Source organism: Moritella sp. 36, from assembly GCF_018219415.1.
Classification (GTDB): Bacteria; Pseudomonadota; Gammaproteobacteria; order Enterobacterales; family Moritellaceae; genus Moritella.
In genome coordinates, this window is the sequence record NZ_CP056120.1 from 3,006,067 (window position 1) to 3,023,393 (window position 17,327).

Annotated in this window: 14 protein-coding genes; 5 read left to right on the forward strand and 9 right to left on the reverse strand. The window is 37.9% G+C overall.

The features are described from left to right. Positions 1-86: 86 nt before the first annotated feature. Positions 87-1,919 (reverse strand): ABC transporter ATP-binding protein, encoded by a 1,833-nt coding sequence (locus HWV03_RS13270; protein WP_211676349.1) that lies wholly within the window; start codon positions 1,917-1,919, stop codon positions 87-89. A 319-nt stretch (positions 1,920-2,238) separates the two neighbouring features. Between HWV03_RS13270 and HWV03_RS13275 the strand changes: the two genes are divergently transcribed. Together HWV03_RS13275 and HWV03_RS13280 are read left to right on the forward strand one after the other, a co-directional pair. Continuing rightward, positions 2,239-3,483 (forward strand): aromatic amino acid transport family protein, encoded by a 1,245-nt coding sequence (locus HWV03_RS13275; protein ID WP_211680207.1) that lies wholly within the window; start codon positions 2,239-2,241, stop codon positions 3,481-3,483. Between the two features lie 363 nt (positions 3,484-3,846). Beyond that, the gene (locus tag HWV03_RS13280; protein WP_211676350.1) at positions 3,847-5,622 is read left to right on the forward strand and encodes a bifunctional metallophosphatase/5'-nucleotidase; all 1,776 of its coding nucleotides are present in this window, start codon (positions 3,847-3,849) and stop codon (positions 5,620-5,622) included. A gap of 154 nt (positions 5,623-5,776) precedes the next feature. Here HWV03_RS13280 and HWV03_RS13285 read toward each other — a convergent pair whose 3' ends face one another. The 4 genes from HWV03_RS13285 to HWV03_RS13300 all read right to left on the reverse strand — a co-directional run bounded on the left by HWV03_RS13285 (position 5,777) and on the right by HWV03_RS13300 (position 11,009). After that, positions 5,777-7,663 carry a putative glycoside hydrolase gene (locus tag HWV03_RS13285; protein WP_211676351.1) on the reverse strand — a complete coding sequence of 629 codons (1,887 nt, stop codon included), beginning with the start codon at positions 7,661-7,663 and terminating at the stop codon, positions 5,777-5,779. A 342-nt stretch (positions 7,664-8,005) separates the two neighbouring features. Further along, positions 8,006-8,326 carry a YdbL family protein gene (locus HWV03_RS13290; RefSeq protein ID WP_211676352.1) on the reverse strand — a complete coding sequence of 107 codons (321 nt, stop codon included), beginning with the start codon at positions 8,324-8,326 and terminating at the stop codon, positions 8,006-8,008. A gap of 16 nt (positions 8,327-8,342) precedes the next feature. Continuing rightward, positions 8,343-8,525, reverse strand: a complete 183-nt coding sequence (locus HWV03_RS13295; RefSeq protein ID WP_017219822.1) for a YnbE family lipoprotein — start codon at positions 8,523-8,525, stop codon at positions 8,343-8,345. Positions 8,526-8,534: 9 nt separating this feature from the next. Further along, positions 8,535-11,009 carry an intermembrane phospholipid transport protein YdbH family protein gene (locus tag HWV03_RS13300; protein WP_255546807.1) on the reverse strand — a complete coding sequence of 825 codons (2,475 nt, stop codon included), beginning with the start codon at positions 11,007-11,009 and terminating at the stop codon, positions 8,535-8,537. Positions 11,010-11,310: 301 nt separating this feature from the next. Between HWV03_RS13300 and HWV03_RS13305 the strand changes: the two genes are divergently transcribed. After that, entirely contained in the window at positions 11,311-11,562 is a 252-nt protein-coding gene (locus HWV03_RS13305) for a hypothetical protein (RefSeq protein WP_211676354.1), read from the forward strand. A 58-nt stretch (positions 11,563-11,620) separates the two neighbouring features. Here HWV03_RS13305 and HWV03_RS13310 read toward each other — a convergent pair whose 3' ends face one another. After that, positions 11,621-12,145 (reverse strand): M48 metallopeptidase family protein, encoded by a 525-nt coding sequence (locus HWV03_RS13310; protein WP_211680208.1) that lies wholly within the window; start codon positions 12,143-12,145, stop codon positions 11,621-11,623. Positions 12,146-12,292: 147 nt separating this feature from the next. Between HWV03_RS13310 and HWV03_RS13315 the strand changes: the two genes are divergently transcribed. Next, positions 12,293-12,637 (forward strand): YajD family HNH nuclease, encoded by a 345-nt coding sequence (locus HWV03_RS13315; RefSeq protein ID WP_045110065.1) that lies wholly within the window; start codon positions 12,293-12,295, stop codon positions 12,635-12,637. A 77-nt stretch (positions 12,638-12,714) separates the two neighbouring features. Here HWV03_RS13315 and HWV03_RS13320 read toward each other — a convergent pair whose 3' ends face one another. Then, entirely contained in the window at positions 12,715-13,956 is a 1,242-nt protein-coding gene (locus tag HWV03_RS13320) for a hypothetical protein (protein WP_211676355.1), read from the reverse strand. Positions 13,957-14,119: 163 nt separating this feature from the next. Here HWV03_RS13320 and HWV03_RS13325 point away from each other — a divergent pair, with 163 nt between their 5' ends. Further along, a complete protein-coding gene (locus HWV03_RS13325; RefSeq protein WP_255546808.1) occupies positions 14,120-14,971 on the forward strand; it encodes a DUF547 domain-containing protein in 852 nt (283 codons plus the stop codon). A gap of 31 nt (positions 14,972-15,002) precedes the next feature. Here HWV03_RS13325 and HWV03_RS13330 read toward each other — a convergent pair whose 3' ends face one another. Next, positions 15,003-16,289: a hypothetical protein gene (locus HWV03_RS13330; RefSeq protein ID WP_211676356.1), complete on the reverse strand. Its 1,287-nt coding sequence runs from the start codon at positions 16,287-16,289 to the stop codon at positions 15,003-15,005. A gap of 487 nt (positions 16,290-16,776) precedes the next feature. After that, the gene (locus HWV03_RS13335) at positions 16,777-17,301 is read right to left on the reverse strand and encodes a pilin (protein WP_211676357.1); all 525 of its coding nucleotides are present in this window, start codon (positions 17,299-17,301) and stop codon (positions 16,777-16,779) included. Positions 17,302-17,327: the final 26 nt, after the last annotated feature.

The following is a 17,327-nucleotide window of genomic DNA, read 5'->3' on the forward strand; positions in this document are numbered from 1 at the left end:
AGAAGGTTTTTTATGTAGTAAATGAATATATGCAGCTCAACATATTGAATAATATATGAGCTGCACAAATCTGTAATTAAGAACGATTAAGCATTTTCACCGATGAAGCCACCAGTTTGATGCGCCCAGAGCTGTGCATAAATACCTTGTTTCGCTAAGAGCTCTTTGTGTGAGCCTTGCTCAACAACACGGCCTTCATCTAAAATGATCAAGCGATCCATCGCTGCAATTGTTGATAAACGGTGCGCAATTGCAATCACAGTTTTACCATCCATCAGTTCATTTAAGCTATCTTGAATTGCGGATTCAACTTCAGAATCTAGCGCTGACGTTGCTTCGTCTAACACTAAAATCGGCGCATCTTTTAATAACACACGAGAAATAGCAATACGCTGACGTTGACCACCCGACAGTTTGACCCCACGCTCGCCAACTTGTGCATCATAGCCTTGGTTACCAAATGTATCCGTCAAGGTACTAATAAATTCATGCGCACATGCTTGTTTTGTTGCTTGGAGCAATTGCGCTTCACTCGCATCCGGATCGCCATACATAATGTTATCGCGAATAGTACGATGTAGTAACGAGGTATCCTGTGTCACCATACCAATCTGGCCACGCAAACTGTCTTGCTGGATATCACTGATATTTTGCCCATCAATTTTAATCGCACCCGATTCCACATCATGAAAACGCATTAACAAGTTAACCAAGGTCGACTTACCCGCACCAGAACGCCCTACTAGACCAACCTTTTCACCCGGCTTAATTTTGAGGTTTAAGTTATCAATCACGCCAGCTGACTCACCGTAATGGAAACTAATGTTATCAAACTCGATTTCACCCGCTGAAACTGTTAGCGGTTGAGCATTTGGTTTATCTTCAATATCGATCGGCTTGGCTAAGGTATTCATGCCATCGATCACCGTGCCCATATTTTCAAACAGACCACCAATTTCCCACATGATCCATTTAGACATACTATTAAGGCGTAACGCTAAACTGATTGCGACAGCAATGACACCCACACTTAAACTGGCGTCTAACCACAGCATGATGGAAATAGCGGCAACGCCAAAGAGTAATAAATAATTTAATAACTCGACGCAAAAGGTGAACCCCGTAACCAAACGCATCTGTTTATGCACCGTCACAAGAAATCCGTCCATGCCTTCTTCCGCATACACCATCTCACGAGAGTTATGTGAGAACAATTTAACCGTGGTGATATTAGTATAACTGTCGACTAATCGCCCAGTCATCATTGAGCGTGCATTAGCTTGCTCTGTCGAGATCTGTTTAAGCTTCGGCACAAAATATAATTGAATAGCGACAAAACCAATAAACCACGCGAGCATAGGCAGCATAAGTCGTATGTCAGCCTGGCCAATCATGACGAGCATTGCAATGAAATACACCGAGATATAGACCAATACATCCAGTAGTTTCATCACGGTTTCACGTACAGACAAGGCTGTTTGCATCACTTTTGTGGCAATACGACCGGCAAAATCACTTTGGAAAAAAGACACACTTTGACGTAGTAAATAACGGTGTGCTAACCAACGAATAGACATAGGGTAATTACCCAGTAATGTCTGGTGCATGATTAATGAATGTAATAATACCAACAATGGCATCACCACCAATATCAATACGCTTAGGCCAATGAGGTTAGTGCTTTCATCAGTTAAGAAATTCTGTGGCTCATGATTTGATAACCAATCCACCAGTTGCCCCATAAAACCAAATAACGACACTTCTAAAATAGCAATCATCGCACTTAATACTGCCATCGCTAATAAAGGTGATTCAAAACCACGGGTATAATAACGGCAAAACGCCACAATATCTTGCGGCGGTTGTTCTGGTTGATGCTTGGGAAAAGCCGAGGACCATTTTTCAAAAAAATTAAACATAAAGGATCATTATCTGAGCAAATAAAAGACTCACCTATGGTACTACGTAATTGATAAAGTTCGTAGTCCGCACAAGGATATCAACCAATTAACAGCAGAAATTAGCACTATTAAAACCAGAATACGAGAGTGTAAATATTACTTTACGGAACTATTTACAACTTTTACACTAATTCTATTGCATTAGCCCATACAAAATAAGTAAACTCGCTACACCTTAATGATTTATGGATATTTAAGGCATATATTGTAAACAAATGTTTACAAATCTTCAATTACAATCCGTAATGGAATGTTTTATGACTGTTAATAAGGTTTTATAACTGTGAGTAAGATAGTAGGAAGTACCCTTATTGTTGCTGGCACCGCGCTTGGTGGCGGTATGTTAGCTTTACCCCTTGCATCAGCTGGTTTAGGTTTCTATACAGCAGCCTTTTTGATTATCGCCAACTGGGCATTAATGACGTATACAGCCTTGCTGATGTTAGAAATACATCAGCATGCCGAACAAGATGCGACACTTAACTCGCTTGCAAAGAATTTACTGGGTAAACCCGGTCAATATCTCGCAACATTTGCTTCTTTCTTCTTATTCTATGCCCTTTGTGCCGCGTATATTGCCGGTGGCGGTTCGCAGTTAACCAACAAAATAAACGATTTATTGAGTTTAGAGTTAACCCCACAATTTGGTGCAGTGCTACTAACAATTATTGTCGCGACAGTTGTATCGATTGGTACGCACTCGGTTGATATCGTGAATCGTGTATTGTTTAGCGTAAAAATTATCGTCTTAGCACTCACGCTCAGTCTGTTATTCCCACACGTGCAGTCGATTAATCTATTAGAAATGCCTGTGCAACAAGGGTTATTGTTATCGGCTTTACCCGTGATTTTCACTTCGTTTGGTTTCCACGGCAGTATTCCGTCGATCGTACGTTATGTGGGTATTGATATTAAAACACTGAAGAAAGTGATGGTCTGCGGTGCATCTGCGCCACTTGTTATCTACCTGCTATGGCAAGTCGCAACGCAGGGTGTGTTAAGCCAAACAGATCTAATGGCTAATAACTCGCTAACTAACTTTATTGCATCACTCAGCACTGTGTTACAACAGCCGCAAGTCAGTCAGTCTGTCTCTGTGTTTGCAGATCTTGCTTTAGCAACTTCATTCTTAGGTGTCAGTTTAGGTTTGTTTGATTTGTTATCAGGTATGATGAAGCGCGCGAATACGAGTATTAATAGCAATAACAGCGACGATACAACTAACGCAAACGGTAAATCACACCGTGTAAAAACAGCACTGGTGACATTTGTTCCACCACTGGCTTTCGCACTGTTTTATCCACAAGGTTTCATTACAGCACTCGGTTACGCAGCTATTGCATTGGTTATCCTTGCAATCTTCTTACCGGTCGCTATGGTTTCTAAACAACGTAAAGCAGATGCAAGTGGCTATAGAGTTATCGGTGGCAACGCAACGCTCGCGCTTGCAAGCTTAATGGGCTGTTTGATCATTGCATCGCAGTTTTTACAAATGGCTAAAATGATACCAGCCGTTGGTTAACTTTGTTAACGCAAGTAATATTAAATAGCCCAGCAAAGATGTAATTTGTTCATCATTGTTGGGCTGTTTTGTAATTAAAATTTATAATGTCGTCGTACCAACATCCCTGTGCTTTACGAATAATCCAATACAGTATTCAGATATATTTGGAAGCCGAGATCCAAACTCATTAAGGTTGAATCTAGAATAGCGGCTCAACAAGAGCTTCTCTTTTTTGTGTATATCATCCCCTTGGGAGTTCGATTTTCAGACTAAAACTGAGGATGAATAAACTGTTCGCCCTATTTAACTAACTATATTTAGAGTATTTACACTGCTTGTGTATGATTCACGATATTTTAATTATTTTAGAGACGCTATACCATGAAAGTAAAACTGGCCGCATTAATCTTTGCACCTTTGTTCATCGCACCTTCATTTGCATCTGAAAATGTAAATGTGACTATTCTTGGTACTTCCGATCTGCATGGACGCTTTATCCCTTGGGATTACTCAACAGATAAACCGAATCCAAAAGGAAGTCTTAGTCAAATTGCGTCCAAAGTGAAAGAGATCCGCAACACCGAAAAAAACGTTATTTTAGTCGATGCCGGTGATGCGATCCAAGGTAACGGGATAGAAACGTTTAAGCATGAGCCAGTTAATCCTATGATGTTAGGCTTTAATGCATTGCGTTATGATGCTTGGGTATTAGGGAATCATGAATTTGATTTTGGTTTAGATGCGCTTAACAATGCATTTAACACTTTCAATGATACACCGCTTGCGGGTAATATTTTTCATGATGATAAGCGTCGTTTTCTTCCTGCCTATAAAATAGTAGAACGTGATGGTATCAAAGTCGGCATTATTGGTATGGATACGCCAATGGTTGAACACTTTGCAAAAGGCAGCGATAGAATTAATGGGATTCATTTCACCAACCCAAGTCTTGAAGTCAAAAAAGTGATTGCTAAAATTAAAGACAAAGTCGATGCCCTTGTGTTGGTGGCGCATATGGGTATAGACAACGAAAATAATATCGCAGATACCAGTGTTGGTGATATTGCGAGAGCGAATCCAGAACTCGACGCGATCGTAGCTGGTCACATGCATGTAAAAATAGATAAAGTCGTTATTAATGGCGTTATCATTACCGAACCCTATAAATATGGTCGAGCTTTATCACGTATTGATCTGTCATTTACGCGACAAGATGATGGCAAAGTTAGCCTAATTAACAAGAATAGTTTTACTTATAATATGAACAATCAAGTATCAGATAAACAACTTGAAACTATTTTCAGTCCTTATCATCAGAAATTACGTGAGAATGCAAATCGTGTTATTGGTACATTAAGTGGCGAAACATTAACACCCAAAAATAGAATAAACGGTATACCAGAAACACAATTACACGATACCGGATTAACCAGCTTATTTCAGGATGTTGGTTTTCATTTTGCACCACAAGCGAATGTAATTGCTATTCACCTAGACAATATGAATCCTAAAATGGATCTCGGTGCGATCACAGCAAAAGATATTGCCTATAACTATGAATATGCAGGCGGTGAATATACTGTTTATGCAATGACAGGCCAAGATCTTAAGAAATATATGGAATGGTCTGCAGGATATTTTAACCAGACACATGATGGTGATTTAACTTACAGCTTTGATGAAAAACGTCGTTCATCGAAATACAGCACGCATGATATGTTTGGCGGTGTTACTTATAAAATTGATCTTCGCCAGCCTGCAGGAAAGCGAATTGTTGAATTAGCAATGAATGGTAAACCTGTTACAGATAAAACTGTCATCCACATTGGTATGAACGCTTATCGTATGGGCCACTTAACGAAAAAGGGAGGTGCATTAGAAGGACGTAAATTTACTATTTTATCTGACTCTAAAGCAGAATATGGCGAAGAAGCTGGCACAATTAGAAACCTAACTATCCGCTATATCTCTGAGGTTAAAAAGGGCAAGATTATTGGTAAAGCAGAAAATGACTGGTCTGTGATTGGGCTTACTGGCCATAGTGCTGAGCGCGAAATTGCTCGTAAGCAAGTTAATGAAGGTAAACTAGCATTACCAACCACACCTGATGGTCGCTATACCAATGTTAAATCACTTAGAATAAATGACTTAAAATAACGATATAAGAAGCCCAGCTAAAGCAAGGTGATTCTTGTCGTCAACGGTTTAGCATTGTGATATTAAATCACTTTATCGTTAAAAATAAAAAGCGCTATATTCAGTAGCGCTTTTTATAACTTAAATTCAAATAATGATTAACCGTAAAAACTTATTACTTCCAAGTTAAACGCGCTATCTTTTTCTCAACATCAACCCAGACATCAACAAACTCAAATTCCCTTTCATAAACAAAACCAGTCTGCTTAGGTCCTGTTAACGGTTGACCAAGAGGACGATTAAGTTGTGGAATATAATCACTATTCCAAATAGCTTGGACTTTCACATCCGCACTCACTCCTAGCTGATAACTAAAGAATGAATTTTCACCTGCAGCAATTAAAAATACAGCTAGTGGAAAATCTACATGCTTTGCTAAGTATGCTTTTTTATCTGCTAAACTATTCGGGATAGGCTCGTCTGTAACAGGCGAACTCTGAAGCATAATAACTTTTCCTTTTGATGATGCTTCTCTCATTAATTGGATACTGAGTGAGATGGCATCTGCCCTGTTCATTTTTGGTGATGTACCTTTCATTGGTATCGTCCACCTTTCCAAGTATGAACCATCCTGGTATTTCATGTGGCTACGGCTACCATTGTTCGTTTCAGCTCTTAATGTATTACCAATAAATAACTTATCACCTGGTAAGTTTTTTGCAACATCATCAACCAGTAATGCAAAATCAGTATTAGGCTTGCCATCAATAAATAAAGGATTGTTCAAATCTTCTTTTGGTGTTTTAGCTATTGCATCAATAAATAAGCCATCAATTTGAGGCTGACTCACAGTATCTAATACACTTTGTGCCCACCATGTTCTCATCTCTGGAGATGAAAAGTCATGCCAATAGTAACGATCTTTAAACATAAAAATTGATTCTACGTTATCATTATCAGTTACTTTTGTACTCCAATCCCATTTATTATCTTCGAAGACCTGATCAAAACTATACCCGGTATAATGAACCCTCGCATTAAAATAAAATAGCGTTGTTAAATTTTGATTAATCTGCTTCAATCGCGTCGCCGCATCTAATATGCCGGCATCAACAGTCTTTAATCCTTGCTTATTACTTTTTTCAAGCATGACAATGTCGTAATTACTAATAGACAAAATCTCTTCATTAGTAAATGACGTTGCTTTTCTTACTGCTAACCAGCGTGGTATATGATCCCAAGAAAATGATGGATAATGTGTCGATTCACGATCTTGCTCAGGATATGCTTTACTGAATGTAGAGCCAGATGGATATGAAGAATAATCAGATAAATTAGAGTCGGTCATATCTTCATTTCGAGCACTAATTGTTAATTTAAAATTTATATTATGAATTGAAAAATCTTTTTTAATTGATGAGCTTCCCGCGCCAGTGATTGTTGCTAATTTAGAATCAAGTTTAATCGTTTTTCGTGGTTTTCTAAACTCACCACTGACTAAATTACTCCCTGTTCCAATTATATATTTATGTTCATAACCTGCATCAGGTTCAATCAACTTAGCCTTTATGAATCTATTATCATTTACATAATAATCATTTAAAGATAATTTAGTGTTTATAATAGAAAATTGTAGTGATTCTTGGTTTTTAATAGCATGGTTACCCACACTCCAATTATTATTAATATCATTAACTATTGAGTGTTCTCCTAGTTCTACAAAAGAATCACGATCAGTCTCAGTGTAAGCTACTGTGGAATCCATAAATGCTTGGACTTTGACCGTAAGATCTAGGGTGTCATTGATATCATCATAATTAAAATCATAGCCATCATATTCAATATGGTAAAACCATTCATTATTTACGACTTCTTTCGTGCACGTTAACGCAGTATCAGAAAGATCAATTCGATTGTTATCTATGTTAAATACTAAATCACCATTTTTTTGTTCATGCGTACATGCTTTTGGTTTGAAACGTTCAAAATAAATATCCGTACTCGAATATACGATGTTAGGAAAACTAATAAAAACTAACAATAGATATATTTTTTTTCTCATAAATTCAATTTCACTTAATACCATTTAAAGTGCTTTAATTATTAAAGATATATCCTGACCTATATACGAATTAATCGTACCAGTGTGATACAAACATCATAATAGATATGATTTTCCACATATACGTATAAAACGCATCCTATATGCACAATTATAATCACCAATAAAATAGTATTTATTTTCAAATGGCTACATCTAATTGAGTACATTAAGTTAAGAGGGGCTGAGCATGGCAAAGGATTGAGGATAGGAAATATAAACAAAAAGCCCCACTGCCATGTTATCAAAACATCACAATGAGGCTTATTATTTTATACCGGCTTAGTATATTTTAAACGTGTATTACTTCTTCTTCCACTGTCCTGGAGAAGATTCAATAAACTGACCTTTTTCTGTCAACGACATCGCTTTTTTCGCTGCTCGTACAGAAATGGCCTGAACCGACACATTATGCTTGGTTGCTAACTCTTGATATTTAGCTTTTCGCTTATCATTTACCGTTTTAACTAATGCATTCACTTCACTGCTTGGTTTCACAGCGCCAAGGTAACCATTCGTTTGCTCACCAACCAATCCTGCTTTCTTTGCGTCTTGTAAATCAATCGCCTGTACCGAAAATGACATAACGACTAAAATAATCAAGGTTGAAAAAATTCTTTTCATTGTAATCTCCATTTGACTAGAATAACTCATCATCGCTAAACACATCATCTAGCTCTTTATCTACTTTCACTTTAATCTCGTGATCAATTTTTACATTTAAATTAATCACAATTGGCTTATCGGGAACGGCAAGTTGTACTGTTGGCGTACAACCAGCAATAAGTACAAGTAAACTTGCACTAAATAACAGTGCTTTCATATTATATCCTTATCGGTTATTCATTTTATCAAGCGCATCATACATCGCATCATTAATCCTTAAACTACGAAATAGCTGCAATATATTTTCTTCGTGAGAATAATTAAATTCAATTGGGCGTTCAACGCTAGGGTTCCGCCCTTTGATATTAATCGTTAATTTAGTCTCTCCGCTCGGCTTAAAATTCACATCACTGTGTAAACTATCATAATGCAGATTTTCTAACAGCTCTAAAGCATAACGCAACTGCGGTTGTGTTAACTTTAACTGATCTATCGTGGCGTTATCCTTTATTTGGATCACCCCACCAGCACCTTGCTGCTCTATCGTGCCATCTATTATTGATACTGCGCTACCTTTTGCTACAAAAGGCAAATCCGCTTTTAATAACCCTGTCACTTTAACACCAGGAACTTGATATAATTCAAGTACCTCAGGTAAAGATAGATTGCGAACACGCACTTGACCTACAATATGATCAAAATCGGTAATTAACAATGGTGACAATGACACTGTACCAGAAAACGCATTTGCTGAGGCGTTATCAATCGCCACTTGTAACTGTTCATTAGCAAATGTCACCAAGCCAGTAAAATTAACATTAGTCACGACAGGCCCCATATCAACAGATGAAATGTTGCTGTTAATAAGACAATTGGTATTTAAAGATGCCACTAAATCAGGCTTGTCCGCCTCAATTTTACAACGCCAATTCGCATTAATATCGGTGGCCGTTATGTCATTATAAGTACTTCTATTGGCGGTTACTTCGCCCGATATTCCTGCTGTCAAATAACCCTGTTGTTCCTCTAACATCAGCTGATAATCAAGCCTATTTTCCACCAACCCAGGTAGATATAACCCCACGGGTAAAGGATATTTATCAGTCAGCAAAGAAGGGATTGCTTGCTGAGGGTATTGCCAATGCCCTGCAACTTTGTACGGCGTTAAATTTAATAGCGTAACGGTATTTGTACTTTTCATTACCACATCATCTAATTGCCAATCTGAGTTCACACTCACACTTTTAGTGCTAAAACGTCCTCGATGCTGCGCCGAAAATCTATCTACCTTATATTCATTCTGATATTGGTTATTGAATGATGCAGTCGATAAAGCAAAATCGAACGGTAATACGCTATTGTTACTAATATTCACCGTCATAGCGTCAAGTAAAGAAACCTTAATATTCTCACTCGATATATCTGAGTATTTAAATTTATGTGCGGTTAATGTTGCACTATTAACGATGAGCTTAGTGCTTATCGATGTATCCGTGGGCTTAACTTCGACGTGGCCTTTCGATGTCACTTGGAAGGGTACATTCAACTCACTGAAATAACGGCTGTTTGTTATAACGGCTAACGACCAATTGCTCTGCCAAAATTGTGGCGTTAAGATCAACTCATCCATCTTTACAGCCAAACTATTGTTAGACATGCTATCAAACATGATAACTGTCATCGCAGCTTGCTTAGCCTGTACTTTCCAACGAGTAATATCGCGTTCTTGTATCCCTACCTGTAAAGATAAGGGTAATTCTGGCGTGATCACTATAGGTACGAGTGTTGGTGATACGTTGTTGCTAAACGGCTGACAAACACTTTTTTCCACACTCAATAATGCAGTAAACGACGCGCACGTTTTTGCTGTCACCGTGATAGGAGCAATGTCAGTGATGTTCAAATTAACGAGTTCAGGCAACCACCCTTTATCATCCAGTACCAACTCCGTATCGACAACAAGGTCAGCATTATCTATAAGCTTTTGCTTGTCATCACTCACGGCACCATCAACCAATGAGAACCTTAAGGAAATACGTTCCATCTGCTGTAAGTCGACGTTTACATCAAGCGTTGCAATACCATCAAATTCGGTATTAAACGCTGGTAAAATAGGGTTAACGCTTGCACTAAGTTTGCTTAAGTCCGTGCTCAGTTGCACTTTAAGTAAGTTCTGGTTATCTGTATTCTTGGTATCTTGTAATACGTAGTTAAGCTTAGCGAGTAATAAGCGCTGATCTTGCAGCCACACTGAAAAGCCAAATTCAGCATTACTATCGGCATATCTGAAACCCACCTCTTTAAAAACAACCACGTTAAGATCAAGCTGTTCCCAATTTAAATTCGATAAAGATAGACTTTGTGCTTTTGATACTTCAGTTAAAGGAGGTAGATTAGTGCCCTGCACGGTTACATTTTTAATATGAAGATCGGGTATCCAATCCGGTAACGCGGGTAATATAGGGGCGACAGTCACTACTTGATTCTCAATTTCATCGCTACTCCCACCCTGTATTGATTGCTCAAATTGCAAATAATCGACATCTAGCTTAACTTGCTCAAGCATAATTTTATCGATAAAAAAGGGCTGTTGCATATCAAATTTAATCGCTAATCCATGTAACCGTGCAACTTTAATACCGTAGGGAATTGAGAAATGATTGCTAACCTTCATGATAATGCGTTCGCGGTATGTAAACATGAGCGCGACACTTAATAGGACGAGAATAAGTAGACTTATAACCCAAAGTTTGACGTGATTTTTGGTTTCTTTTGTTTTATGCGACGCCGACATTGAGGAAATAGCCTTTATTAATCTAATCACTTATCCTGAACGACAAGCATAACGAAATCAAGTATTACACGCTCATTGACAACACTAAAAGTGAGACATTAAGTACAATGTTTAGAATATACATATGTATATTTATTGATTTGTCGATGAAGCAGAAGCGTGTAAACTGTCGTAACTTTAATACTAGTTTCATATACGAAAAATTTACATGGCAAAACCGAATAAGAAAGGCCCAACTCAAACAGTTGAAATATCATGCAGTAAGTGTAAAACCCTACTGTTTAAATACCGTAAAGGCGGTAAAGGCAGCCTCGTTAAATGCTTTAAAGAGCGGATCGTGACTGACTATTGTGAAACACCTTGCACTTGTCCTAAGTGTAAACAAGTCTTTGCAAGAGACGCATTAATTAGGGGCACACCCGCTTATAAAATGGTGGGAGGTAAAGTGACAATGAAATAACTGTCACTCAATATTTCGCAGACTCTATCGAGCCACTTACTCTGTGAGTTGCGCTTAACTAGTAGATCTCGCCTCTAAATTCAACCTGTGTTAAATACAAACGCATTTCAAATTCGAACTGATGATAATCAGGTAACATATGCTCACAAAGCTTGTAAAAGGCTTTGTCGTGATTCTTTTCTCTTACGTGCGCGAGTTCGTGTACCGTTATCATCTGCAAGAAAGGTTCTGGGCAGCGTCTAAACATTTCACTAATACGGATCTCATTCTTACTCTTTAATTTATTGCCCTGCACGCGCGATACAAAAGTATGTAAACCAAGCGCGTTATTCACCACATGAATTTTAGGATCATAAATGATTTTACTGATAGGCGATGATTTTTTTAAATAATTATTCTTAAGATCCATCACAAATTCACGTAATTTTTTGTCACTGGTAATTGAATGTGTACTCGGATATTTCGTTAATAAAAATTGACCAAGTGTGTCTTTTTCTAACATCAGCTTTACTTTGCTTTGAACTTGGTCTGAATAGGCTGACAGATATTTAAGAGCCGTTGGATCTATTTTTGAAACTGACATAAGTAAGATTGAATACTGGTAATTTGAATTGCACATATTTTACCTGATCCAGTTTTAATCTGGTAGCCTAGAACAGACTAAAATAGCTATTGATCAGTGTTAGATATACTTTTACAATAACCTTTTTATTATTATGGATGAACAACTATGTCATCAGATACTTTAGGTACCAGCGTAACGTATAAGCGCATGGAACAAGGTTATCGCGAAAAAGCACTTAAGTTATTCCCTTGGATATGCGGCCGCTGTACCCGCGAATTTGTTTATTCTAACTTAAGAGAGTTAACTGTTCACCACATGGACCATGATCACAGTAACAACCCAAATGACGGGAGTAACTGGGAATTGCTTTGCCTATATTGCCATGACAATGAGCATTCTAAATATACCGAACATGATCAGTACGCGACTGAAGTTGAAGCGGGTGATAATAATCAGGAATCAGCAACTTATAATCCGTTTGCTGATTTAAAATCAATGTTTAAAAAATAACATCTGATTGCGGTACCTAAAAAGCCGTGACAGTATCCGATTAAATGGCACACTGTTACGGCTTTATTATTTTACTGCTAGAATGCTTGGTTAACCATAAACCATAATTGTTTATCTGATTCACTTTGTGCGTAATCAATACGTACAACCACACCTTCAGCGTTAAATCGTAATCCTAAACCAGCAGTCCATTTCAAGTCTTTGTTTAATTCCACTAAATCAAAAGTATCTGAAACTTGGCCAGCTTCAACGAATGCAGACCATTGCCACCAAGGAAAATTATAAAATGGTAAATTATGTAACGGTTGCCAATGTGGCTTCACTCGGTATTCGGCACTATACATAACGGCACTACGGCTATGAAACTGTCCAGGTAAATAACCACGTAGCCGGTTAAAACCACCAAGTTTGATACCAGCAAAAGAGGGGGGACGATGTTTTTGATTCGCTTCCGAACCACTATTCCATGTTGGTGTGTCTGCAAGATAATAATTAAATGCCAATACTTGTTCTTTAAACAAAGTGTTTCCATCAAAAGGGACATAAGCGCTTTGATCTAATTGCCATGTAGTCCAACTATCACGGTCATCATCACCAAAGTCACGTCGTACAGTAAATCGAGTTTGGCTACCCGACGTCGTATCACCAATGCTATCGCGATTATCCCAATCAAATTGTAACTCTAACCCTTGTGAAATGTCAGGCAAATAATCATAACCTACTACATCTCGCGTTTGTTTAAACGGCGTTATATTAATGCTTGTAACACCAAATTCCAGCGGGTTAGCCCCTGTTTCACTACGTTGTCGGACAAGGCTACGCGCGGCACCGTTAACCCCTCTCCCCCATGGTAATACGTATCTTGCATTCACACGGAGAGATGATTCGACACCTTCAGCGATTATTTCATCAGTCAACAAGGTATCTTCAGGCGCCTTTGCCGTAGGCAGAAAATATATCCCCGATTTAAAGTCACCACGGTAATATTCTGTTGAAAACAGCCATTGTTTTACACTGGGTAATGTATAATTATTAAATGAGATAAAGCTGATATTACTGTTATTATCACTGTATAAACCAAGACCAAATATTGATGCTTGTGGCTGCCCTGCATGTTTGATTACCCCAGAGACACCAAGCGCAGTACCCAATCTTTCAGTTGAGATAATTAAAGGAACTACCGCGACTTTAGTATCAAACGCAGGCCTTTCCATGCCATTATTTTCAGTCATTATATCGACAACATCTTCTGCACTCACCTTGCTTGTCACGAGTAATGCCGAAGACAATAACGAGGAAAAAATACTCTTATAAACCACTAACACTCCAAACAATAATAAATATGCATTAATAAAATGTGAAGTGCGGAAGATAGCCAAAAATCGCCCATGTGTATACGGCGAACACAGTAAAAAAACGTAAAACAATGTCATTAAATGACTAAATAATAAAGTAAATATAAATACAAAGGCAGGTATCAATATGACCCACAATTTAACATTATTAATGCCAAAAACACGTATAGTTATTGGGCTACTAATCATACTATTTAGTGGCTTCTACTCTATTAATGTTATGGCTACAACGACGGTCTACTGGAATAAAAGTAATGAAATCACATCGCAGGATATCGACCACAGTCAATGGCAATATATTTTAAATCGCTATTTAATCGTGGATAAAGATAAGAATGCGATTAACTTGTTTAATTACAAAAACGTGACCAATGCAGACAAAGTAATTCTCAACCAATATCTCGTTCAACTGCAAAATATCAACCCCTTGCAACACACTAAAGCACAGCAACAAGCCTACTGGATAAACTTATATAATGCACAGACAGTACAACTGATTCTGGAGAATTATCCGGTTAAATCCATTACAAAATTAGGAGGTCGTTTCTTTTCATTCGGCCCTTGGGATGATGATGCGGTGACAGTCAATGGTCAAACGCTCAGCTTAAATGATATAGAACATGAAATACTACGCCCTATTTGGCAAGATCCACGTATCCATTATGCCGTAAACTGTGCCAGTTATGGTTGCCCAAATTTATCTACCACTGCATTCACGGCAAGTAATACCGAACAACTATTAAGTGCAGGTGCCTATGCCTATATCAATCATCCAAGAGGTGTTTCAATTCAAGGCAACGATTTAGAGGTTTCAAGTATTTACAAGTGGTATTCAAAAGATTTCGGGGATAATCAGCAGGCTCTGATTGAACATTTTAAACGCTATGCTAAACCTGAATTAAAACAAGCGTTGATATTATTTCAACAAGATCCAGGGAGTATCAATTTTAAATATGATTGGCGTCTAAATCAGCCATGATGACTAATTTAGACGTACAAAGAGACTTTGTTTATTTAATCCACTCTAATATGTCTTTATTTTGATTATAATGCGCTTTAACTCTTACATCCGATATCTTATTTCTAAATTCAAGTTCCGCAGTATTTTTATCAAATTCAACATACCCGATAGGAACTCCTTTTGGCTTGCCATACGTGCTAGTAACAGTATAGTTGGCTGTTGATGCTGAAGCATACATTTGAGCAAGAATCTGTCCACCTTTCCCTCCACCAGCACGTTCAAGCAGCCAAAAGAGCGATACAACCCCGTTGTTAACAGTAATTCTAACATCTACTTCCCAGAATTCACCTGGATGATAAGAAAATAATTTCAACTCACGATCGGCCGCATCATTACTATTGGACTCTATAATTTTGTTCTTAAAAAATTCAGAATCAGATACAGTGAAGCTTTTATCTTTCCTGTTGTTGCGAATGTCAACTTTAAAAGAAGAGTCACTCTTATACTCGACTAAAGTAAAATCGTATTTTACACCGGTGGGATCAGTATAAACAAACTTTTCATTCAACTGAGAATTCCAAGTTGCCACAGCACCTTCCAACGTACTCGGTTTAGTCCACGAATTTTTTGCAATACCAGCAATTATCTTTAGCACTGTGTTATCGTAGACTTCATTTACCAATCTCGCGATATTCTCTACATTTTCTGTTTCTGCTTCACCTGTATCATTAAGATTAACGATACCGCTAAATCCAACATCAAATTTAGGTTTGTATGAATGCGCGTCACTATCTACTTTGAATCTCGTTGGATCATTAGGATATGCGTCAATACTATCAATTGTGCCATCACCATCTGAATCAGGTGAACATGTTACTTTAATATCCGATATATCATATTGCACAACATGATTAACAATGCTAGAAGAACAAACAAAACGGTCCGCCTTCAACGTCATTGCTAGGTTTATATTTTTACCCAGTTTAAACTCAAACGTATCATTACTATCATATAATTTAGTATTCCCATTTATAGAAATGGAAAGTTGACCTGTCATTCCTGTAATACGCCCACTTATCTGAAAGAATGATCTATTAGGGTTATAGGGAAATGCATCTGCATTATCACCTACACTATCACCATCACTGTCTTTAGTTTCATCTTTGTTATTCGGAAATGCATCAAGGCTATCAATAACACCATCACCATCTGTATCCGTCGTATTACTCCCTGTAGTAGTAGTCGTCGTAGTCGTAGAACCACCGCCGCCACCACCACAAGCAGTTAGGAAAACAGATAATAAAACAGCCATAGCTGTCGATTGTACTAATGTCATTGACATCCTCTCTATAATTGTAAATACGCCAGACATGTTGATTAGCGTTTAAGGGAGGTATTGTAATTGAAATTACCGGGCGTTATGTAAGCGTTTGTAAATAACTGCAAGCACGATTGATCAATATCATTTAGTGTTATTGTTTTATAATGCATTTCATCCCATTCAAAGTAAGTGGTTTTATTCTATATATCACGCCACACTTGGTAAAATCCACTAATTCATTATACAGGAAACTATACCAGTTATGGTATTCAGAAGATTTCGGGGATAATCAGCAGGCTCTGATTGAACATCAGAGCGATATGCTAAACCTGAATTAAGACAAGCGTTGATATTATTTCAACAAGATCCAGGGAGTATCGAATTTAGATGTACAGAGAGATAAGCGGTTTATATGAATGTGCATCATTTTCTACCCTAGATCTCGTCCGGTCAAAATACATCAAGGCTGTCAATAACACCGTCACCATCTGTATCCGTAATATTACGGTACATTAACACTCACATCGCCAGTATTAGAATCATAACGAATGTATAGCTCAGTATTTTTACTCCACTTATATAAGCAAATTCCGTCCTGTTGATATTCAACAACATATGGTTCACTCGTTGCTAACTCATCAATTCTATCACTACCAGTATTTAAAATTGCATTCCACAAAGAGACACAATCAGCTACATTACCAGTCTTTAATACTGTATCTGAGCCAGAAAAGCTCTGCGCAGGCCACCCAGCAGTATTAAGATCAATTTGACCATCCAAACCCGCCCCATACAATCGTAAATCATTTCGAGCATCAAAATCAGCTGGAGAGCCTATAATTAGCCACTTACTGTGCGCAAGGTTTACTGCACTTTTTAAAGCGCCACCTGTTCCTTCAACAACGGCGATATCAGCATCATCAGCTAAGTTCAAAAATCGGGGCACAGCGGTAGCAGATAATATCCCGAGAATCATAATAATAATGACTAATTCGATAAGAGTAAAACCACGTTGTTGCGTATTCAAGTCTGGACACCTTTTGGATTAAGCGG